This window comes from Shewanella sp. 5_MG-2023, from assembly GCF_030547465.1.
Classification (GTDB): domain Bacteria; phylum Pseudomonadota; class Gammaproteobacteria; order Enterobacterales; family Shewanellaceae; genus Shewanella.
The window spans coordinates 19192-39302 of record NZ_JAUORC010000007.1; the positions used below are offsets into that span (position 1 = coordinate 19192).

Genomic DNA, 20111 nt, shown 5'->3' on the forward strand with positions numbered 1-20111 from the left:
GTCTACCAAGTACTTGTTTATCTTGATGCAAACAAAAAGGGCAATCACCACTTGGTGATTGCCCTTGATTTAGTCACTGATTATATAAACGGAAAACCTGTCTGGTTATCTTTCCCAGTATGACTCTTCTAAACTATCTTCACGCTCAGGTAAACCACGAGATAATCTTGGGCTATGCTGGGCTAATACTTCATAAGCGACGCGGTTAGCATATTTACACACTTGCGAGAAAGATGAATAACACAGGCCATCACGCTGATGCTTACTTGAACCCGGTACATTGGTTTTATGGAAAGTATTAGCTGCTAAGTCATGCAGTAATGCTGATAACGCTCCATCTCCGGCACCGTTTGTATTGCGGATATAATCTGGTCCACCCATATAAGGCGAGATATGAGCATACACTTTAATCGGTGTAGTACAGTCTGATTTACGTTTAGGACGCGAGAATTCGTAACGGTTAAATTCAGGAATTGCGCCCGGTAATAATAAATGGGCTGTGGCTCTTTTTTCAGAGTCTTCAGTATAGCCTGCTGTATATAAACCTAACGGTCCTGCAGTACACAACACCATATCACACCACTCTAAGGCCGCTTCGCTGGCTAATAGCGGATCGCTGAACCCCGTTAAGGCCTCGCCTTCGTCTTCATTCATCGCCAAAATTGTTACATTATCGCAAATGAAATCTTGCCACCATTTAGGGTCTTCTTGAATTAAGAAGCGGGTACCTAAGGTCAATACCACTGGCACATCGGCTTCTTTAGCATATTCAATCGCTTTCATTGCCGCTTCAGTGATTAAATCACCTTCGCTGGCACGCATTAAATACGCAGTTAAAACTAGCGCTGAACTACCTTGAACCACGTCTTTATTAATATATTCTGGGGTTAGCTTATCCATTGCACCTTTGCTAATCGCAAAGGTACGTTCACCTTCAGCAGAGATCAAAGTAAAACAACGACCGATAGGGCCATCTACTGGCTGCAGGTAGTTTAAGTCCACTTTAGAGGAGGTATTACAAAGGTAGCGATAGGCATAACTACCGACCATGATATTCTGGCTCATAACGCCAAATAATACCGAACGGTCATCAGCTAAAATTGAGTAGTTATGAACGGTATTACCAATGGTGCCACCAGCAAATTCATCGCTGATCATCTCATTGTTTTTTAGTTCATTATAAAGTTCGTGAGCTTGCTGATCATCAATAAGAGTTGAGTTGCCTTTTGGAAGCCCGTAACGGCCCAGTAGCTCATCTTCGACTTTTGCTTCAATATCCACAAGAGTTTGGTCAATACCGCAAATATAGGTAGATACAGACTGCTCTTGCTGGGTTAACTGAGCCAATAATGGGTCTCGGTTGTTTACTGGGAAATAGTGCTTAGATTTGCGTTGACCAGGGAACTTCATCTTAAACTCTCTTGAGTAGGCATCCATGCAATAAGGATTATGGGTTATTCACAGCTTTTGAAAACAGTAACGCTTTAATAGAAACGTTCTTATTACCAAACGCTAATTTTAACACAAATACAATCAACACCAAGATAGATGTCAATCATTCTCAGTTTTTGTGACGATGATTTTATTTATGACATAAAAAAACCTGCAATGCAGGTTTTTTTTATAATTCAACAGTATAAAAATACTACTTTGTAGGTATTAACCTAACAACTGCTTTACTTGCGCGCTAACAGCGGCAACAGTTTGAGTACCATCATACTTAGTGTATTGAGTGTTACCAGCAGCTGCGACTTTACCATAGTATTCTACTAGCGGCTTAGTTTGCTCATGATAAATACCAAGACGCTTACGTACAGTTGATTCTTCATCATCTGGACGGATAGATAAGTCTTCACCAGTGACGTCATCTTTACCTTCAACTTTAGGTTGGTTGAAGATAATGTGATAAACACGGCCAGAGCCTGAGTGAACACGACGACCACTCATACGCTTAACGATTTCTTCGTCAGGCACATCAATTTCTATCACGTGATCGATTTCAATTCCATTAGCAACCATAGCGTCTGCTTGAGGAATAGTACGAGGGAAACCATCAAGTAAGAAACCCTTTGCACAATCATCTTGGGCAATACGTTCTTTAACTAAACCAATAATTAGGTCATCTGATACTAACTGGCCCGCATCCATCACTGATTTAGCTTCTAATCCTAACGGAGTGCCAGCTTTAATTGCTGCACGCAGCATATCACCAGTTGAGATTTGTGGGATACCGTACTGCTCCATAATGAACTGAGCTTGTGTACCTTTACCGGCACCAGGGGCACCCAATAGTATAATGCGCATCTCAAAAGTCCTCTATATTGCTTTCATATTTTTAGGCGGCGATTTTCGCACATTTAGACGGTCTTTAGAAGGTAAAACCTCAAGATTTAGACCAATATCTAATACGAAAATTTTCCGTGTTTAATACAGTAAACTGTATAAACGGCGGCGATACTGACTGGCTATGGCGTTGCCTTGCCCTAGTGCTGTCAATATTTCCATAAACACTTGTTTAACTTTTCCATCCGCAGCGGATAAATCTTTCTCTAAAATGGCAAATAAACACTCAAGTGCCTCTTCGCCACGATTAGCTTGATTCAATGCTTTGGCCAAATCGATAGTCAGTTCAATATTACCAGGCTGCTGTTGTAATGATTGTTGTAACTGACGAATTTCAGGGGTATCTGCAGCGTCTTCTGCTAGGGCTAACTTGGCTTTTAAGTTCTGATAGTAACTGTCTTGATCTGCAAGCCCTATCGTATCTAATAAGGTCTTAGCTTCAGCCAGTATGCCCAATTGTAAATAAACATCGATAAGCACTAAGGCCACTTCTGCTTGTTGCTGAGATTCAGCAAAGGCACTTTTCAGTAATGCTAAGGCTTGTTCAAGTTTTTCGTCGCTTGGCTTTTCAATGCCTGCTTCAACCAAAATCGCTTTTGCAGCATTAAAATCTGTTACCCATAACGCAGGAAGATGCTTATCAAGTAATTCATTCACTTGCGCTGCACTTTGCACCCCAGCGAAACCATCAACCGGCTGACCTTTACTAAGCACTAGATGGGTAGGTAAGCTCTGAATTTGGAAGTAATTAGCAATTTCTAACTCAGCTTCACAATTCACTTTCGCAAGGATAAAGCGCCCAGCTTGCTCATTGGCAATCTGTTCCATCACTTGTAGCATTTGTACACTTTGCGGTTGCTGTTGTGCCCAAAAAGACATCACCACAAAGTTATCCATCGAAGCATCAACAATTTGCTGAATATTTTCTTTAGTTAAATTAATAATATGTTCCATATTGATTCCTTTTAACTATTTCGTGATAGCTAACAAAAAGCGGGCCTAAGCCCGCTTTATTGCAATACTAATGACTATTTTAAGCTCGCCACTAGCATTTGGTTGGTTAACTTAATGAATGCCGATGGATCCGCTAAGCTGCCCTTTTCTGAAAGCTGAGCTTGTTGTAATAACAAATCTGCCCAGTTAGCAAATGCTAGCTCATCTTGCTCGTCATTTAGACGCTCAACCAGCGGATGCTGTGGGTTAATTTCAAATGTCGGCTTAGACTCAGGTACAGGCTGACCTGCTGATTGCATAAGCTTAATCATTTGCGATGACATTTCACCTTCACCGGCAACCACACATGCAGGGGTATCCGTTAAGCGAGAAGTCACTTTAACATCTGATACTTTACCTTCTAGCGCTGTTTTAATACGTGATACTAATGACTCAGCTTCGCCAGCTAACTTTTCTTGAGCTTCTTTTTCAGCAGCATCTTCAAGTTCACCTAGCTCTAAATCACCGCGAGTAACTGAATGAAGTTTCTTGTCTTTAAATTCAGTTAAGTGGTTAATTAGCCATTCATCGATGCGCTCTGACATTAATAGAACTTCAATGTCTTTCTTGCGCAGTAGCTCTAAATGCGGGCTGTTAGCTGCCGCTTCATAGCTATCAGCCACGATATAGTAAATCTTATCTTGGCCCTCTTTCATGCGACTGATGTAATCATCTAATGACACATCTGTCACTGGTGAATTGTTATGGGTTGAAGCAAAACGCAGTAAACCAGAAATACGCTCACGGTTAGCGAAATCTTCAGCTGGGCCTTCTTTTAATACTTGACCAAATTCAGCCCAGAAAGCTTGATACTTTTCAGCATCGTTTTTAGCCATTTTTTCTAGCATGCCAAGAACGCGCTTAGTCACACCAGTGCGCAATGCTTTAGTTACGCTGTTATCTTGTAAGATTTCACGCGATACGTTGAGTGGCAAATCATTTGAATCGATTAAGCCTTTAACAAAACGTAAATAAGTTGGCATAAACTGTTCAGCATCATCTAGTACAAATACACGTTGAACGAATAGTTTTAGACCATGCTTAACGTCGCGGTTAAACATATCCCAAGGGGCTTTGGTTGGGATATACAATAAGCTGGTATATTCTTGCTTACCTTCAACACGGTTGTGAGACCACGTTGCTGCATCAGCATAGTCGTGAGAAATATGCTTGTAGAACTCTTGATATTCTTCATCTGATATATCTGATTTGCTACGAGTCCAAAGCGCAGTGGCTTTGTTCATTGGCTTCCACTCGCCTTCAGTAGCAGGGATTTTCTCGCCATCTTCGCCATCTGTTTCTGGTAGGCCAGCTTCAAACATTTCTACTGGTACTGAGATATGATCAGAGTACTTAGTAATGATTGAGCGCAAACGAGTATCATCAGCGAATTCTTTTTCTTCATCACGTAAATGAAGGGTAATTTCAGTACCGCGGCTATTTTTAGTGATGGTATCAACGGTAAAGTCACCTTCACCTGCTGACTCCCACAGAACCGCTTGATCAACTGCTGCACCTGCTGCGCGGGTACGTACAGTGACTTTATCAGCAACGATAAAGGCAGAATAAAAACCTACACCAAATTGACCGATAAGCTGCGAATCTTTTGACTCTTCACCTGATAAGTTTTTAAAGAAGTCTGCAGTACCTGATTTTGCAATCGTACCTAAATGTTCAATCACACCATCACGTGTCATACCGATACCGTTATCTTCAATAGTAACAGTGCCTTTTTCTTGATCGGTACTAATACGAACACGCAGTTCAGTATCGCTTTCATATAATGCGTTATCAGTTAATGCTAAGTAACGTAGCTTATCTGCCGCATCCGCAGCATTTGAGACTAGTTCACGTAAGAAAATTTCTTTATTTGAATATAAAGAATGGATCATCAGATGTAGAAGCTGTTTTACTTCGGTTTGAAAGCCATGTGTTTCTTGTTGAGACATGAAAATTTCCCTTGTTTACGTTAATACATCAACCATGTTGTATCCAACACGGTATAAAAATCTTTGTTACCTAGGAAATGGGGCGCGATAAATAGAATTCAAGGGGAAATTATTTTATTGCTGAAAAAAAACCATGAACTGGCGAAATAACTGGCGATTAGCAATCGATTTGAGCTAATAACGGCTAATATTGGAAACAAAAAGCCCAGCTTACTCACTCATAAGCTGGGCTTTAAAATAAGACACAAATTCACAACTATAGTTCGCAACTATCATTTATAACTACAGTTCGCAACTACAGCGGAATACGACCATTGAATGACAACGCTAACGTGGTGCTATCAACATACTCAAGCTCACCACCAACAGGGACTCCGTGGGCGATTCGGCTGATCACTACATTATGTCTACGGGCCATATCAGCAATAAAATGCGCCGTGGCATCACCTTCTACTGTGGGGTTGGTTGCTAAAATCAACTCTGTGACATCATCTGATGCAAGGTGTTGCTCTAATAACGCTAAGCCAAGCTCTTCAGGGCCCACACCATCAAGGGGTGATAAATGCCCAAGTAACACAAAATAGCGGCCGCTAAAATGGCCACCCGCTTCAATGGCTAACACATCAGCTGGGGTTTCAACCACACAAATTACTTCTGAATTACCCCGTTTAGGGCTACTACAGATCGGACATAGCTGCTCTTCTGTAAAGGTACGGCAGGCTTGGCAATGCCCCACTTCACTCATTGAACGTTCTAACGCACTGGCTAATTTATGGCCCTGTTTGCGGTTACGCTCTAATAATTGAAACGCCATGCGTTGGGCTGATTTTGGTCCGACACCCGGTAAGCAGCGCAAAGATTCGATAAGCTCATCAACCAGTGGACTAAATTTCATAAATACTTCATTGCCTTATTTTATTAATTAAGCGTGCTGATTTAAGTTAATAAACCATTCAATCAGCATCAATGTGCGTATGGTACTGTAATTATGATTGCGACAAAAGAATGATGTTATTGCTAATGCTACTCACAACACAGAACTCGTCAGTTCGGTTAGCGTTTCTTTGTCAGTATTAACTGTTGCCAAGGCTAGCTAGCTTGCTAACTATTAGTGCTAGGACTTAGTATCACTTTCGGGGTGATAACTGAATACCTGATCTAGCGGCAGTTCAAACACTTCAGCAATTTTAAAAGCCACTTCAAGAGTGGGTGAATACTTATTAGACTCAATGGCCATCACGGTTTGCCTAGTGACACCTATTAATTCAGCAAGCTGCTTTTGTGTCATTTCACCATTTAAAAAACGCAAGGTGCGGATAGCGTTAGAAATCGCCGGTTTACTCATAAATATCACCTGTACGCCCCTTGTATAGCTGCACCCCATAAAATGCCAGCTCAGCACACAAAAAAGACACCACTAAAATATGCAGCGGCGCATGAGCAAAGCCCAATTGTGATAGACCAAGGTCATTGGCTTCAACACTGTATTGCACTATGGCCAGTATCACGCCTACATTCAAAATAATCGCTGAATACTTATAGCCAATGAGATTAATTTGTTTTTCGCGTACATCCATAGGTTGTGACAGTTCATCGTCTGTGATTAATGCCAGAGCAATGTAGCTCACCACCATTAGCACTACTGAATAAATTATAATTTCTAAAAAGATACCTGAAATCCACTGTATTGAAGCTAATTCTTCAGGGCTAGCATGAAATAAGCTGCTACCATAAAAATAGAAAATATAGCCCGTTACCAGTAAATCAACGGATAAAGTGACTTCTCGAAAGCTCGTTTCTTGCAGCCATTGCAGTAATTTTTTTGCATTACTCATGTTAATTAAACCCCACTTGATGTTAAATATTTTTGACACACCTATAGCCTAGACTAATAAATAACCATGTCAAATATTTTTAACCTCGGGTTAACAAAGTAATACTTTTATAGCTCGCTATCTGCGGGATGATTAACGCCATCATTCAGGGTGACATCATCAATATCAAAAGGATTAACACCTTCTAAACAGCCAATATTATAGCCATATTCAGTGGGGTTAGAGCGACGTTGATGATGGGTATAAATTCCGCATTGAGAACAAAAATAGTGTTTAGCGGTGTGGGTATTAAATTGATACAGCTTAAGTAGGTCTTCACCTTTTAAGATTTCAATGCCGTCTAATGGGACAGAACCTACAATGGCGCCTTTTCTGCGACAAATTGAGCAATCACAGCGTCTTGGCTTTTCAATGCCATTGGGTAATGAAAGTGATAATACAACCGCGCCGCAATGACAACTGGCTCGATGTTTCGACTTTATAACGGTTTCACCGACCTTGGTTAGCATAATATATCCTTATAAGACTCTGACATGGCGGTACAATTTAGCAGAAAATTTAATCTGAACGAAACGCGATCAAAAAAGCCCAAGATAAACTTGGGCTTTTGAATCTTAAAACCTTTAAGATTTAGAATGGCATTTTCATTCCTGGAGGTAATTGCATACCGCCAGTGACTTCAGCCATCTTAGTCTTTTGGTTTTCTTCGATGCGACGTGCTGCGTCATTGAATGCTGCAGCAATAAGATCTTCCAACATTTCTTTGTCGTCTTCCATCAAACTAGGGTCGATGTCAACTTTACGAATGTTGTGTGAACCCGTCATGGTCACTTTAACTAAACCTGCACCCGCTTCACCGGTCATTTCAGTGCGTGCGATTTCTTCCTGCATTTTAGCCATTTTGTCTTGCATCATTTGGGCTTGTTTCATTAAGTTGCCCATACCGCCTTTTCCAAACATAGTCTTTTCTCTTAATTAGGTTATTAGCAAGCAGCCAAAGTGGGGCTAATCTTACTGAAAAAAAATAAATTGGCAATAAATCCGCGGCTATTGCTATCAAAGTTTTGACGCCTATAACGCTTTAGCTGTTTTATTGAACAGTCAATGCTGGAATTTGTTGCCCTATCGCCTGTAGCTTTTCAACCGGATACACTAAAGTATCTGGATTTAGCTGAGCCGCTAAACGAGTAAACATCCATTGTACTTTGTCATCGTTAATTAAAGCGTAATTTGCATTAGCTAATAACTCTCGATGAAATCTTTTACGCAATTCAAGTGGGGTTTCATGTTGTGGATCAAGCCCAACCTGAATTTGCACCTTTGTGTCTTCGCCCAAAAGCTCCGATAAGGCAATTTGTAATTGCTCAATCGCCACTTCGGCGGATAAATGTTTTTGATCCGGTTTAAGTAATAACGGGATCGGATTGTCCAGTCGTTGGCATACCGAGTTAACGGCGAGCTGTCTTACCCTGCCGCCTATGCTTAACTGCGACATAATTTTGTACCAGTGCAAATCTAGGCTATCACCTGAGATTTCATGGTGACCGTTTAATGCCACTTCAGTCGATACGTGAGCGACTGCTGTCTCAGCCACTGGGGCATTATTCTCAGCTGACGCTATGGCAGTGTGTGCATGCTGACGACTTCCCGGCTCCTCATTAACAGCGCTTGTTGGCACTTCAACGGCGGCGATAGTAGTTTGTGCATTGTCAACTGCCATGTTAGTTGCTGCACTATGGCTCACCTCAGGCTCAGTTGTTGCTATTGCAGTTAAAACTGAAGCTGCAGGTAATTCAGTGGGCTTTTCCCATGGCGGTCTATCTGCTGCATCATTTGCTGCACTTGTGTTTACTTGCGTGGTTACATCAATAGTAGCATCAACTGTGGCGATATTTTCAATCGACTGCATTTTCGCTTTGGGTGCAGGAATTTTAATACTTGGATTGGCTACCGCCTGTTGCTTTTTTGCTTGTTCACCTTCTTCGGCTAGCGAATTTAATTCCGCCTTTAATGAATCATTGGTAGCGAGCACAGCATCAAGTAAAGCATCCATGTCGCTTAAGTCAGCTTCTGTAGTATCAACGGTTGTTTGCTCAAGCTTAGCTTGCGCGGCACTAGTTTGCTGAACATTAGCTTGCGGAGTACTTGCTTCTGCCTGCTGATATTGATTGTGATCGTCGTTATCAAATTCAGCATAAGATTCGTCACTTGCCTGAGCAAACTGCTCGTAGGCATCAATGGGCATCTCATTTGACGATGTTGTTGATGTGACAGGCTGAGTTTCAATTGCTGGCGTTTCTACTCTAGGTGTTTCTACTGCAGCGGCTTTAACTGCTGGCGCTGCAATAACGCCTGAGTCAACTGCTTGCGTTTCAGTCGCTGCTTGCTGATTGAAACCTAAACTGTCAGCTTGACTAAGGATAATAGCTTGCTCTGCGGCTATCTCGGGAGCAGCATTTAGATTATCGTCCTCAGCTGCGATACTTGCAGTTTGTGGCAGCGTTATTGCCACAGACACAGAACTGCTATCAACTGCAGTATTGCTTACTTGGGCTGGCTTAGTAGCCGTTATTGCTTCATTGTCTGCAACTGAAGCGCCTGCATTATTTGTAGCAGTGTCAGCCTTCGAGCTAACCGGCGCCGATTTAACCGTTTCTGGGGTCACGGGGTCTGGCGTCAATGAAATCGTTACTGGCTCATCGGTGTGCCAACGTTTAACGGGCTTTTCAGGTACAAATGCCACGGCTCTAAGTAACGCCATTTCAAGACCTGATTTAGGATCAGGAGCAAAACTTAATTCTTTGCGACCCGTTAACAATAACTGATAATACAGCTGAACTTGTTCAGGGGTTAATTGCTGAGAAAAGGCTAAAATTTGTTCGCTATATAACGACTGCTGCGCGGCTGCTGGCGCAAATTGCGTTAAGGTAATTTGGTGGAGTAATTCCAATAAACTGCGCAGCACTTCATCGGCATCAGCGCCAAAACTCAGCACTTGCTGGATGGTTTGCATTAAGTTAGCAATATCGGCATCACATAAAGCTTTTAACAGCACTAAGACTTGCTGGGCATCAATACTGCCAAGCATGGTTTGCACCTGTTGGTGCATCACTTGGCCGCTACCAAAGGCAATCGCTTGATCGGTTAAGCTCAGGGCATCACGCATACTGCCGTTAGCCGCTTTCGCCAATAGCGTTAATGCTTGGGGCTCAAAGGTTAATTGCTCTTGAGTTAAGATAAAATCTAGCTGCTTAGTTATTTCATCTTGAGACAGACTTTTTAAATTAAATTGTAAACAGCGAGACAACACGGTAACCGGCAATTTTTGCGGGTCTGTGGTGGCCAGCAGAAATTTTACATGCTCAGGCGGCTCTTCAAGCGTTTTAAGTAAGGCATTAAAACTACTTCGAGACAGCATATGCACTTCATCGATTAAGTAGACTTTATAACGGCCTCTTGAAGGCTTATATTGCACATTATCAAGTAGCTCACGGGTATCATCGACCTTAGTTCTTGAGGCCGCATCCACTTCAATGAGATCAACAAACCTGCCTTGAGCAATTTCAACACAACTTGAACACACGCCACAAGGTGTCGAAGTGACCCCTTGCTCACAGTTAAGCCCCTTAGCAAATAAGCGCGCTAAACTGGTTTTACCAACACCTCGGGTGCCGGTAAATAAATACGCATGATGTAATCGTTGCTGTGTGAGTGCATTTGTAAGTGCAAGTAGAACATGTGACTGCCCTACCATTTCTTCAAATTTGGCAGGGCGCCATTTACGGGCTAACACCTGATAAGACATGGAATTCCCCAAGCTTTAATGAAACGGGATGATCTAAATAATACCAATGGTAATTAATTGTACCCGAAAATAAAAATAACAATAGCATGCTCATCAATCACAGGCTATTGCTACTCTAAAGGGGTGGATGATTTGCTGAAGATTCAATCGATGCAGAGCAAAACTTAGGCTTTATTGAGTGAACCTCAACAAAGCCGCTAACATTGAAGACGTTCTTGCTTATTCGCCTTCAAACTCACATAAGGTCAATAACTCAACCCCTAAACCTTCAAGACGTTTTTCGCCGCCAATATCTGGCAGAGAAATAACAAATGCCGCGTGTTTTACTTCGCCGCCTAATTCACGAATTAATTTTACCGTTGCTTCAATGGTGCCACCTGTTGCAAGTAAGTCGTCAATGACCAGTACTTTATCTTCAGGGGTAATCGCATCTACGTGAATTTCTAAGGTGTCTTTACCGTATTCAAGATCGTAAGTTTGCGAAATCGTCTTTCTTGGTAGTTTGCCTGGCTTACGCACTGGTACAAAACCAATCCCAAGCTCTAAGGCTAATGGCGCACCGAATAAGAACCCACGCGCTTCAGTGCCGACAACTTTGGTGAAACCTTGATCTTTATAATGCTCTACAAATAAAGCGATAGTGGCTTTATAAGCTTGCGAGTCTTCTAAAAGGCTAGTGACATCACGAAACATAATGCCTGGGATTGGGTAATCAGGAATAGCTTTAATACTGTTTTTGATAAGCGCTAAACGTTCTGAGTTCATAGTCATATTAGATAATCTATTGTAAAAGGAATGTTTTAATAGCCATCATTTTCAATATCATTAGCTTGAAATTGAAAATATAGTTTCTGGCATATCACTCAATGGCAGTGATACTAAGCATGTTTTAAGATAGTTGCAACTAACGAGCAAATTAAAGGTAACTTTTAATCTAACTCTGGGATCTGCCACAGATAAACCAGTAGGCAACATAACATGCAAGCGAGCATCACTTTCACCCAAACTAATGGCACAATTAAAATGCTCACAACAAAGCTTAAGGTGGTCATTATCATGGCTTTTTTCTTCAACCGTTTGTTGATTGCTCGTTTATCTTGCCAATCATTTAACCCTTGAGCAAACCAAGGATGAGTCATCAACCAGTGATGCATCCGCGTACTTGAGCGGGCAAAACAATAAGCAGCCAGCAAGATAAAAGGCACTGTTGGTAATAAGGGCACCACAATACCAATGGTGCCAAGCGTTAAGCTCGTTAAACCAGTAATGAGGAACAAGCCTCGTTTTAACGCCATATGACTCCAAGCCCAAATCAAAAAAAACCATTCAATAGAATGGTTTTTGGATAACCGACTCTATGACTTAACTGAGCGGTATAATAACTGAGATTGGCAGTTAAATTAAGCCTGCAAGTCGCAAGGCAGATAGAGACGCTGGTAGCGTTGGTAACAATAAAACAAGAATAAAACCAATTAAATACATAATGTTAAATGGGTCTTTAAACGGCTGACTCATAGTTTTTACTTCCTAACAGTAATGTTGGCCGCCTTACAGCAGCGTGAACTGGATCACAAAATTCGCGCTATTGTATGTAAAAAGACTTTTAATATAAACCACAAATTAAGTAGGAGTTTTATCCACTGTTTAAGCCTGTGTTAACGAACAGATAACCCTTTTGTCGGCCAATTGTTGCAACATTTGCAAGCAGCCATTAGATAAGGTTTCCGGCGTCATCTGTGGGTAGGTCTCGCTAAGCCATGTCAATACATCATTAAAGTAACATTGCTCGGCTTGAGCAATATAGGCTAACACTTGGGCTGTTAATGGGTTTAACTTTAAAAAGTTAACTTCATCATGTTCATCGCGATAAACACAAAAGCTTTGCCCCTGCTCACTGGGCTCTGTGGGTTGGTAATCGACACTGATGTGCTGCACATCATATTGATATTGCGCCACAGTGGCGGTCACTGACAGCTTTAGCGGTAGCTCGGTAATCAAGTCTTTGGCAATTGGCTGCTCATTAACATCATCGAAAACAGTGGCAATATATAACTCTAGCCATTCGTAATGTGCTAGCTCCAACATAAAGGCAGGGTCGTAATCCGCAGGCTGATATTGAGTTTGCAAAAAACAGATAAACTCTTGGGATATTTCAATAAATATGGGGGTTTTACAGTCAAAACTTACAAAAAACTGTTGAATGAGTTTGGTCCATGCATCATCAGTATAAAGACTTTTCAGTACCGGAAACGCGCCTGACACAAAGCCATTGATGTTATTGAAAAATAGCTCACGGTAAACATTCATTCGCTCAAATGTCATGCCTTGTGGCAGTGGCTTGCTGGGATCGCGAATATAATCCATAAAGGCTTGTTGAGTGTTAATAAAATCCATTAAGCACTCCTTTTGATCGCTTTTGCGGCTTGTTGATAGCGATGAATTTGATTGATCTCTTGCAGTAATTCAGCGGTTTTGGGGATATTAAAGTCACGCTCTAATAATGTCGGAAACACCCCATGTTGCTGATAACTCTGTTGCAATAATTGCCAAACAGGATCAATCACATCAGCGCCGTGGGTATCGACCATTAACTGGGATGATTCTTCATAATGACCCGCGATATGCATATATTCAATCCGCTTGGTCGGCATTGAGCTGAGAAATTCAGCGGCATCATATTGATGGTTTATTGAGTTTACATAAATATTATTAACATCAAGCAGCAGTTTACAATCTGCCTCATCCAGCACAGCATTAACAAATTGCTGCTCAGTCATTTTCGCGCCGGGCGCAGCGTAGAAAGACACATTTTCTAAAATAAACGGCCGCTCTAAAATATCTTCAACTTGGTTAATACGCTTTGCAACATAAGTTACCGCTTCTTCGGTAAAGGGGATCGGCATTAAGTCATACATGTGGCCGCTACCAGAGCAATAACTTAAGTGCTCAGAGTAGATATTGATTTGATGGCTATCTAAAAAGCGTTTTACTTGCTTAACGAACTCAGTATCTAACGCATGTGGGCTGCCGATAGATAAAGATAAACCATGGCAAAAAAATTCATGTTGCTCTGTAAGTTGCCTAAACTGCTTACCAAACTTACCGCCTAGGGTCATCCAGTTTTCAGGCGCCACTTCGAAAAAGTTTATTTCATCAGGCACATGCTGACAAAACTCATCAAGCATTTCTCGGCGCAAACCCAGTCCCACTGTTGCTTGTTTTGCCATTTATCACCTCAAACACACAATTAATCAGTTAAATTAATGAAAGTTATCAACTAAAAAGGCCTGTATAACAGGCCTTATATTGGCGTAGATTTAATCGGCATGAAAGCTATAAATCGATTTCTGCTGCTAAATCAGCCTGCTAATAATCAGATTGATTATTTAGCACCACCACACTTACCTTCACCACATTTGCCTTCTTTGGCTTTACCTTCAGCCGCTTTTTTCATCTCGCCGCCGCACTTACCTTCGCCACATTTTCCTTCTTTGGCTTTTTTCATATCGCCGCCGCATTTACCTTCACCGCATTTGCCTTCTTTGGCTTTTTTCATATCGCCGCCACACTTGCCTTCGCCACATTTGCCTTCTTTGGCTTTTTTCATATCGCCGCCGCATTTACCTTCACCACACTTGCCTTCTTTAGCTTTTTTATCGCCGCCATCTAACTGATAACCTGAATTCATTTGCTCAAAACCAAATGGATTAGCCTCTACAGACGTAGATACGCCAGCGGTTAATACGACTGCACCTAATGCCAATGCGACTGTTGTTTGCTTTACTGAGTTCATAATAATTTCCTTAAATTCAAACTTAATAATGATGACCAACAACAAACAGTGCTGGCTTACAGATGAATAGACCTACAACCTGCTACTTTTATTTCACATTAATTGATCTAAATTATCATTTTTTATTAAAAATATTGCTAGAGAAGTTCTCTAATGATTAAGGATAGGACAAAATATTCATCTATCAACTTGATATAAAAGATTAAATATTCAGTTGCGGCAGATAACAGTGAATTCAAATACTTGAAATGAATTTGTATAAAAAATTAAACTCGCTAGAATAGCGCTCCTTTTATAGTTAACCAGGTAGTACTGTGCACGTAGTCTTAGCTCCGATGGAAGGCGTCATTGATGATTTGATGCGAGAAATTTTATCTGAAATCAACCCTTATGATTTGGTGGTAACCGAATTTGTGCGGGTGATTAATCAGTTACTTCCTGAGAAGGTTTATCATAAATTATGCCCTGAGCTGCGTAATGGCGGTTTGACCGCATCAGGCACCCCGGTAAGAATTCAATTATTAGGGCAACATCCGCAAGTGATGGCAGAAAACGCCCAGCGCGCGGTTGAGCTAGGCTCATGCGGTGTTGATGCTAACTTTGGTTGCCCCGCTAAAATGGTTAACCGCAGTAATGGCGGCGCAGTATTACTGCAATACCCGGATAAAATTCACGATATAGTCAAAGCGATGCGTGATGCAGTACCAGCAGATCAACCTGTTACTGCTAAAATCCGTCTCGGTTACGAAGATAAATCATTATTTATGGAAAACGCTATCGCTGTGTATGAAGCGGGTGCTACCGAGCTTGCTATTCATGCTCGCAGTAAAACTGACGGCTATAAACCGCCAGCTTATTGGGAATACATAACCGAGGTGCGTGAGCGTTTACCTATCCCTATTATTGCTAACGGTGAGATTTGGAATAGTGATGATGCTAAGCGCTGTATGGCAGTTACAGGCTGTGACAGCATAATGCTGGGGCGCGGGGCAATGTCTCTGCCAAACCTTGCTGCCACCATAAAAGGCGTTGAAGCGCCTTACACTTGGTCACAAACGCTAAATTTGTTACTGAACTACACCCAAAAGCAGTTGGTTAACAAGAAAATTGATTATTACCCTGCCCGAGTAAAGCAATGGTTTACTTATTTGAATAAACAGTACCCTGAAGCTGATGTGTTATTCAGAGAGCTCAGAGTGCTTAAAACGGCTGAAGGTATCATTGCCATTTTAGAAAAAGCCCATGAACAACAGTTAGCGACTAACGGCTAACTTAAGCAGTCTTTTTAGCATTAACAGCTTTCATTAACTGAGAACTCATTTCTGTGATGGGTTTTCGGTTAAACAAACTGCATTATTCTTTTTGAGTCAGCAATTTGCCCCGATACAGACCATCATTGAGCTATCCCCTTCGCTATCTTGCTTAATTTACAGCACAAAATATAAGATTTTGCGCGTTTAGTTACCTACTTAGTTCACACTATATAAATAAAGCCTAATACTGAAATCCTAAATTAACTCTCAATTGATCTCCATCATAGTAAGCATATTGATTAACGGTAGACTGGATAACCAGTGAAATGAACAAACTAATTAGGTGATCTTGTGAACACTCAAGACGTACAACAAATATTATTGCAACGAGAAGCACAGTTAAAATATGAACTTGTACATCAATTAAACCAACAAACTCAGCCTTCTGCTCAAGTTCAATTTAATATGAGTTTGACCGAGTTGATTGAACTCATGAGTGAGCAGCGATTAACTGACACCCCTCTATTTGGACAACTAACCCGTCTTGATGCCGCTCTTTGCCAGCTTGAACTTGGCCTCTATGGTTTATGTTCTGACTGTGAGTCTGACATTGAAGCGGAGCGCTTGGCCGCCGATCCCACAGAGCAGCGCTGTGCTCACTGCGCTGAAAAGTACAACCAACAACATCGTCATGAGCTTAAGCTAAGTCATTAAAGCTTGATTAATGGTTTAAAGTGCTTTCTATTCTTGATAGCAATTCATCGTCATTTATGGTCCGACCCAGATTTATAGTCTAATCCAGCCACAAAGTTGTTATTCGCAAATAAAAAAAACCTCCGCAAGCGGAGGTTTTTGGGTTTCAGGGAGGAGAAACTATTTTAGAACTTTTGGCTTAAGCGAACATAATAAGTACGACCTAATACATCATATAGACCTGTGTTCACATCACGATAGCCCGCAAAGTCATACCAAGTTGGCGCTTTTTCATCAAACAGGTTGTTAACACCTACTGTTACAGTGCCATCCCAGTCATGTGTGTAACCGACTTGGAAATTATGCTTAAAGTAATCAGGAGTATCTGTGATATAGCTGTAGCCAAGATCACGCCAGTAATCACCAGACTGACTGCCAATGTAAACAGTAGTCCAAGCTGCATTAAAGTCGTTGTAATACCAAGCTGCGGCAAAGTTACCACGCCATTCTGGATAATCTTGAATACCAGCTAGGTCAATTGCTTCAGACTCTGCATTCGCTTGCTCTTCAAACTCTAGGATATGAGTTAAATCAACTTTAAAGTTGAAGTCACCAAAACCTGTTTCAACATTGTAAGTGGTTGCAAAGTCAAAACCTGAGGTTTTAACTGATGACATATTGATATAACCACTTTCTAGGTACTCAATTTTTCCATCACTTCCACGGTGAACTAACTCTGAACTACCGTTAATTTTTTCATCACGGATAACATCTGTTGCACTAACCGCTTCGATTTTGTTGTCGTAGGTAATGTCATAGTAAGAAAGCTCAATGCTCCAAGCATCAGTCGCATTCCAAACTGCACCTAAAGTTAGCGAGTTACCTTCTTCAGCTTCTAGATTTGGGTTACCACCAAACCAGGTTTTATGCTGATTAGCTGTTGCACAATAGTTAGCGTCAGAGTCATTATTAGCCTCACACCAAACTGAGTCATACGCGGTTTCAAAGCTAAGTGATTGTGAAGAGAACATCTCACCCATATTTGGCGCACGGAAGGAGTCACCATAACTTGCACGAACAAGTAATGAATCAACCGGTCTCCAACTGACGCCTAACTTAGGTACTACTGCATCAAATGTTGAAGAATTAACGATTTCACCACTCGCGCCAGTTAACGTACCTGATTGCTCGTATCTTTCATAACGAACAGCCATAGATACATCAATATTCGCTGGTAGGCCTAATTGAATTTCAGTATATGCTGCGGTGCGATCACGCTCAGCATCAACATCATCACCACCTGAACCGCCTGAAATAATACCTGAAGCAGATTCAGGATCTGACATTTGCTTGAAGTTAATCATTTCATATTCAGCACCAACTAACATTGCTAAAGAAATGGTATCGTTTTCCACTAATAATGTTGAAGCTAAACCGTCAATTTGAGTACTATCAAATTGACCTTGATAAACACCAGTATGATTCGCAGCACTGTAAAGCGCTGTCATTTGCTGATCCCAATCTTCATAGCTCATACCGGTAGTATTGAAAATATCGTAATTACCTGTATCTAACTCTCTTTGAATAATGCTGTCATTTATCAAATTGTAATTAAACGAGTTAGTTGTAGAACCAGAGTATTGGGCATTTAATTCCCAATCAATACCATTACCCACATCAGCAAAACCTACAAATCCACCTAAAATATCAAAGTTGTTGGTTTCTGTTAACGTATCACGTTCACCGATTTGTACCGAACGCATGTACAGCGTCATGTCTTTACCAGTCGGATTGTATTGGTTATCCGCAGCTAAGACAGGGTAATTAGTAGAGACTGGCGTACCAGCATATCGAGTATTTGTTTCACTTAGCGATGCTGAACCACGACCACGGAATTGAATGTCATCAGTGATTTGATAATTAAAATTGGTCATGAACGAATTACGTTCCATATCACCAAATAATTTGGTTACTTCACCATAACTGTAGTAACAACGGCCACTATTGTCTTCACCGATACCATTTGAGACATTCTCAGTTTGGTCACACATGTCAGAGTTTGAATAAAAATCGTAAACATAGATTGGTTCACCATCATCATCAAAGGCTGGAGTACCATCTTCATTAGTGTCTTGAACACCAGTGTTATAATAACCATTTGGCACAGAACTGAATGAACTGTAATCACCATAAGATGGATCATCCATGTTCCAAATATCACGGTCCATGACTGATTTAGTATCATAGTACTCATAAGTAAAAGTGATATTGCCTTTATCAGTATTAAAGCCTGTGGCAATTGAGAAACGGTTAGCATCACCACCTTCAACTGAAGGTTGCTCGGTACTGAAATCTAATTGGAATCCATCAAATTCCTTTTTAGTAATAATGTTAATAACACCAGCAACAGCATCAGAACCATAAACAGCAGAAGCGCCGTCACGTAAGATTTCGATACGTTCTACAATAGCTAATGGGATCTGTGAGGTATCAGCAGTGGCACCTGAACTTGAACTAGTACCAGGCATACGACGACCATCAAGTAGTACTAGCGTTGCTTGAGCGCCCAGCCCGCGCATGTTGACAGAACTTGTTGCACTTGCACCTGAACCATAACCAGACGTACCACGCCATGAGCCAAATGCATTTATAGAAGAGTTGTTTAATACATCAGCAACTGTTTTCTCACCTGTTAATGCAATATCAGCAGCACTTAATACGGTAACTGGTGAAGAAGTTTCCATATCAACTTGCTTGATACGAGAACCCGTTACTTCAATCCGTTCTACTTTTTGAGCTTCTTCTGCAGCGCTAACAGAAAAAGTTGAAGTTGTTGCAACTGCCGTTGCAGCTACAGTTAATAAACCACGGCGAATAGCCTTAGCTGTCAAAGATAATGAACTCATTATTATACTCCCTTCGTTATGTTCTAAATAAAGCCACAACGTTATATTTTTTATTTTTTAAGTTAATAGCTCCTATTAACTAAGGTTAATATTGTTAAATAAAGACTAATTAGTCAACATCTTTTACAAATAAATAAACAACCACTTGAGCATCTATATACAAAACAAGTAAGTAATAATTACATAATAAGTAAACCTTTTATTTACAACGCCTTATGTTTAAAAAAACAAACAATGTTACCGCCAACCGATACTAATGTTACCAGGTTGTAATCGGTAACATTAAAAAGGATCAATAAACGAACAGCTCAGCTTAAATAAATAGATTAAACACCAATTAAAAGTAACACCAAGATCATATAAATCAACACTTATAACAAACCATTAACTTAAGTAACCTTTATTTATTATAGTTTAATTTTATTTCATTATTAAATCGCCCTTTAAAATTAACATTTAGATAGCATTTTAGTTCAATCTCTTCAGTCAAAAGTGCGTTTGGTTTCAATTTTGTATGACTTTTCACTTGGCGATAGTGAAA

Annotated in this window: 18 protein-coding genes; 2 read left to right on the forward strand and 16 right to left on the reverse strand. The window is 40.8% G+C overall.

The features are described from left to right. Nucleotides 1–105: 105 nt before the first annotated feature. The 15 genes from Q4557_RS05320 to Q4557_RS05390 all read right to left on the reverse strand — a co-directional run bounded on the left by Q4557_RS05320 (nt 106) and on the right by Q4557_RS05390 (nt 14718). Nucleotides 106–1410 (reverse strand): inosine/guanosine kinase, encoded by a 1305-nt coding sequence (locus tag Q4557_RS05320; protein WP_102435778.1) that lies wholly within the window; start codon nt 1408–1410, stop codon nt 106–108. 249 nt (nt 1411–1659) lie between these two features. Then, the gene (adk, locus tag Q4557_RS05325; RefSeq protein WP_076542252.1) at nt 1660–2304 is read right to left on the reverse strand and encodes an adenylate kinase; all 645 of its coding nucleotides are present in this window, start codon (nt 2302–2304) and stop codon (nt 1660–1662) included. 120 nt (nt 2305–2424) lie between these two features. Further along, nucleotides 2425–3297 carry a tetratricopeptide repeat protein gene (locus tag Q4557_RS05330; RefSeq protein WP_102435780.1) on the reverse strand — a complete coding sequence of 291 codons (873 nt, stop codon included), beginning with the start codon at nt 3295–3297 and terminating at the stop codon, nt 2425–2427. A gap of 74 nt (nt 3298–3371) precedes the next feature. After that, nucleotides 3372–5285: a molecular chaperone HtpG gene (htpG, locus tag Q4557_RS05335; RefSeq protein WP_102435782.1), complete on the reverse strand. Its 1914-nt coding sequence runs from the start codon at nt 5283–5285 to the stop codon at nt 3372–3374. Between the two features lie 295 nt (nt 5286–5580). Beyond that, nucleotides 5581–6180 carry a recombination mediator RecR gene (recR, locus tag Q4557_RS05340; RefSeq protein ID WP_076542258.1) on the reverse strand — a complete coding sequence of 200 codons (600 nt, stop codon included), beginning with the start codon at nt 6178–6180 and terminating at the stop codon, nt 5581–5583. A 219-nt stretch (nt 6181–6399) separates the two neighbouring features. After that, nucleotides 6400–6630: a helix-turn-helix transcriptional regulator gene (locus Q4557_RS05345; RefSeq protein WP_102436328.1), complete on the reverse strand. Its 231-nt coding sequence runs from the start codon at nt 6628–6630 to the stop codon at nt 6400–6402. Beyond that, nucleotides 6623–7120 (reverse strand): hypothetical protein, encoded by a 498-nt coding sequence (locus tag Q4557_RS05350; protein WP_303411197.1) that lies wholly within the window; start codon nt 7118–7120, stop codon nt 6623–6625. The genes Q4557_RS05345 and Q4557_RS05350 overlap by 8 nt, the downstream gene beginning before the upstream one ends. Nucleotides 7121–7227: 107 nt before the next feature. Next, on the reverse strand, nt 7228–7629 hold the full coding sequence (locus Q4557_RS05355; RefSeq protein WP_303411199.1) for a GFA family protein: 402 nt from the start codon (nt 7627–7629) through the stop codon (nt 7228–7230). 121 nt (nt 7630–7750) lie between these two features. Further along, on the reverse strand, nt 7751–8080 hold the full coding sequence (locus Q4557_RS05360; protein ID WP_076542292.1) for a YbaB/EbfC family nucleoid-associated protein: 330 nt from the start codon (nt 8078–8080) through the stop codon (nt 7751–7753). Nucleotides 8081–8210: 130 nt separating this feature from the next. Then, nucleotides 8211–10925, reverse strand: coding sequence for a DNA polymerase III subunit gamma/tau (gene dnaX, locus Q4557_RS05365; RefSeq protein ID WP_303411201.1), 2715 nt, complete (start codon nt 10923–10925; stop codon nt 8211–8213). A gap of 219 nt (nt 10926–11144) precedes the next feature. Beyond that, complete coding sequence (gene apt / locus Q4557_RS05370) at nt 11145–11696, reverse strand: adenine phosphoribosyltransferase (RefSeq protein ID WP_303411203.1); 552 nt, start codon at nt 11694–11696, stop codon at nt 11145–11147. Between the two features lie 158 nt (nt 11697–11854). Next, nucleotides 11855–12220 (reverse strand): YbaN family protein, encoded by a 366-nt coding sequence (locus Q4557_RS05375; protein ID WP_102436336.1) that lies wholly within the window; start codon nt 12218–12220, stop codon nt 11855–11857. A gap of 349 nt (nt 12221–12569) precedes the next feature. Then, complete coding sequence (locus tag Q4557_RS05380; protein ID WP_102436340.1) at nt 12570–13319, reverse strand: DUF2063 domain-containing protein; 750 nt, start codon at nt 13317–13319, stop codon at nt 12570–12572. Further along, nucleotides 13319–14152, reverse strand: a complete 834-nt coding sequence (locus Q4557_RS05385; protein ID WP_102436342.1) for a DUF692 domain-containing protein — start codon at nt 14150–14152, stop codon at nt 13319–13321. The genes Q4557_RS05380 and Q4557_RS05385 overlap by 1 nt, the downstream gene beginning before the upstream one ends. A 155-nt stretch (nt 14153–14307) precedes the next feature. Further along, on the reverse strand, nt 14308–14718 hold the full coding sequence (locus tag Q4557_RS05390; protein ID WP_303411207.1) for a hypothetical protein: 411 nt from the start codon (nt 14716–14718) through the stop codon (nt 14308–14310). A 314-nt stretch (nt 14719–15032) separates the two neighbouring features. On the opposite strand from Q4557_RS05390, the gene Q4557_RS05395 reads away from it, so the two are divergent. Both Q4557_RS05395 and Q4557_RS05400 read left to right on the forward strand, forming a co-directional pair. Beyond that, nucleotides 15033–15989, forward strand: coding sequence for a tRNA-dihydrouridine synthase (locus Q4557_RS05395; protein ID WP_102476091.1), 957 nt, complete (start codon nt 15033–15035; stop codon nt 15987–15989). Between the two features lie 333 nt (nt 15990–16322). Beyond that, a complete protein-coding gene (locus tag Q4557_RS05400; protein ID WP_076542304.1) occupies nt 16323–16685 on the forward strand; it encodes a TraR/DksA C4-type zinc finger protein in 363 nt (120 codons plus the stop codon). A 164-nt stretch (nt 16686–16849) separates the two neighbouring features. Here Q4557_RS05400 and Q4557_RS05405 read toward each other — a convergent pair whose 3' ends face one another. Then, nucleotides 16850–19570 carry a TonB-dependent receptor gene (locus Q4557_RS05405; protein ID WP_303411213.1) on the reverse strand — a complete coding sequence of 907 codons (2721 nt, stop codon included), beginning with the start codon at nt 19568–19570 and terminating at the stop codon, nt 16850–16852. Nucleotides 19571–20111: the final 541 nt, after the last annotated feature.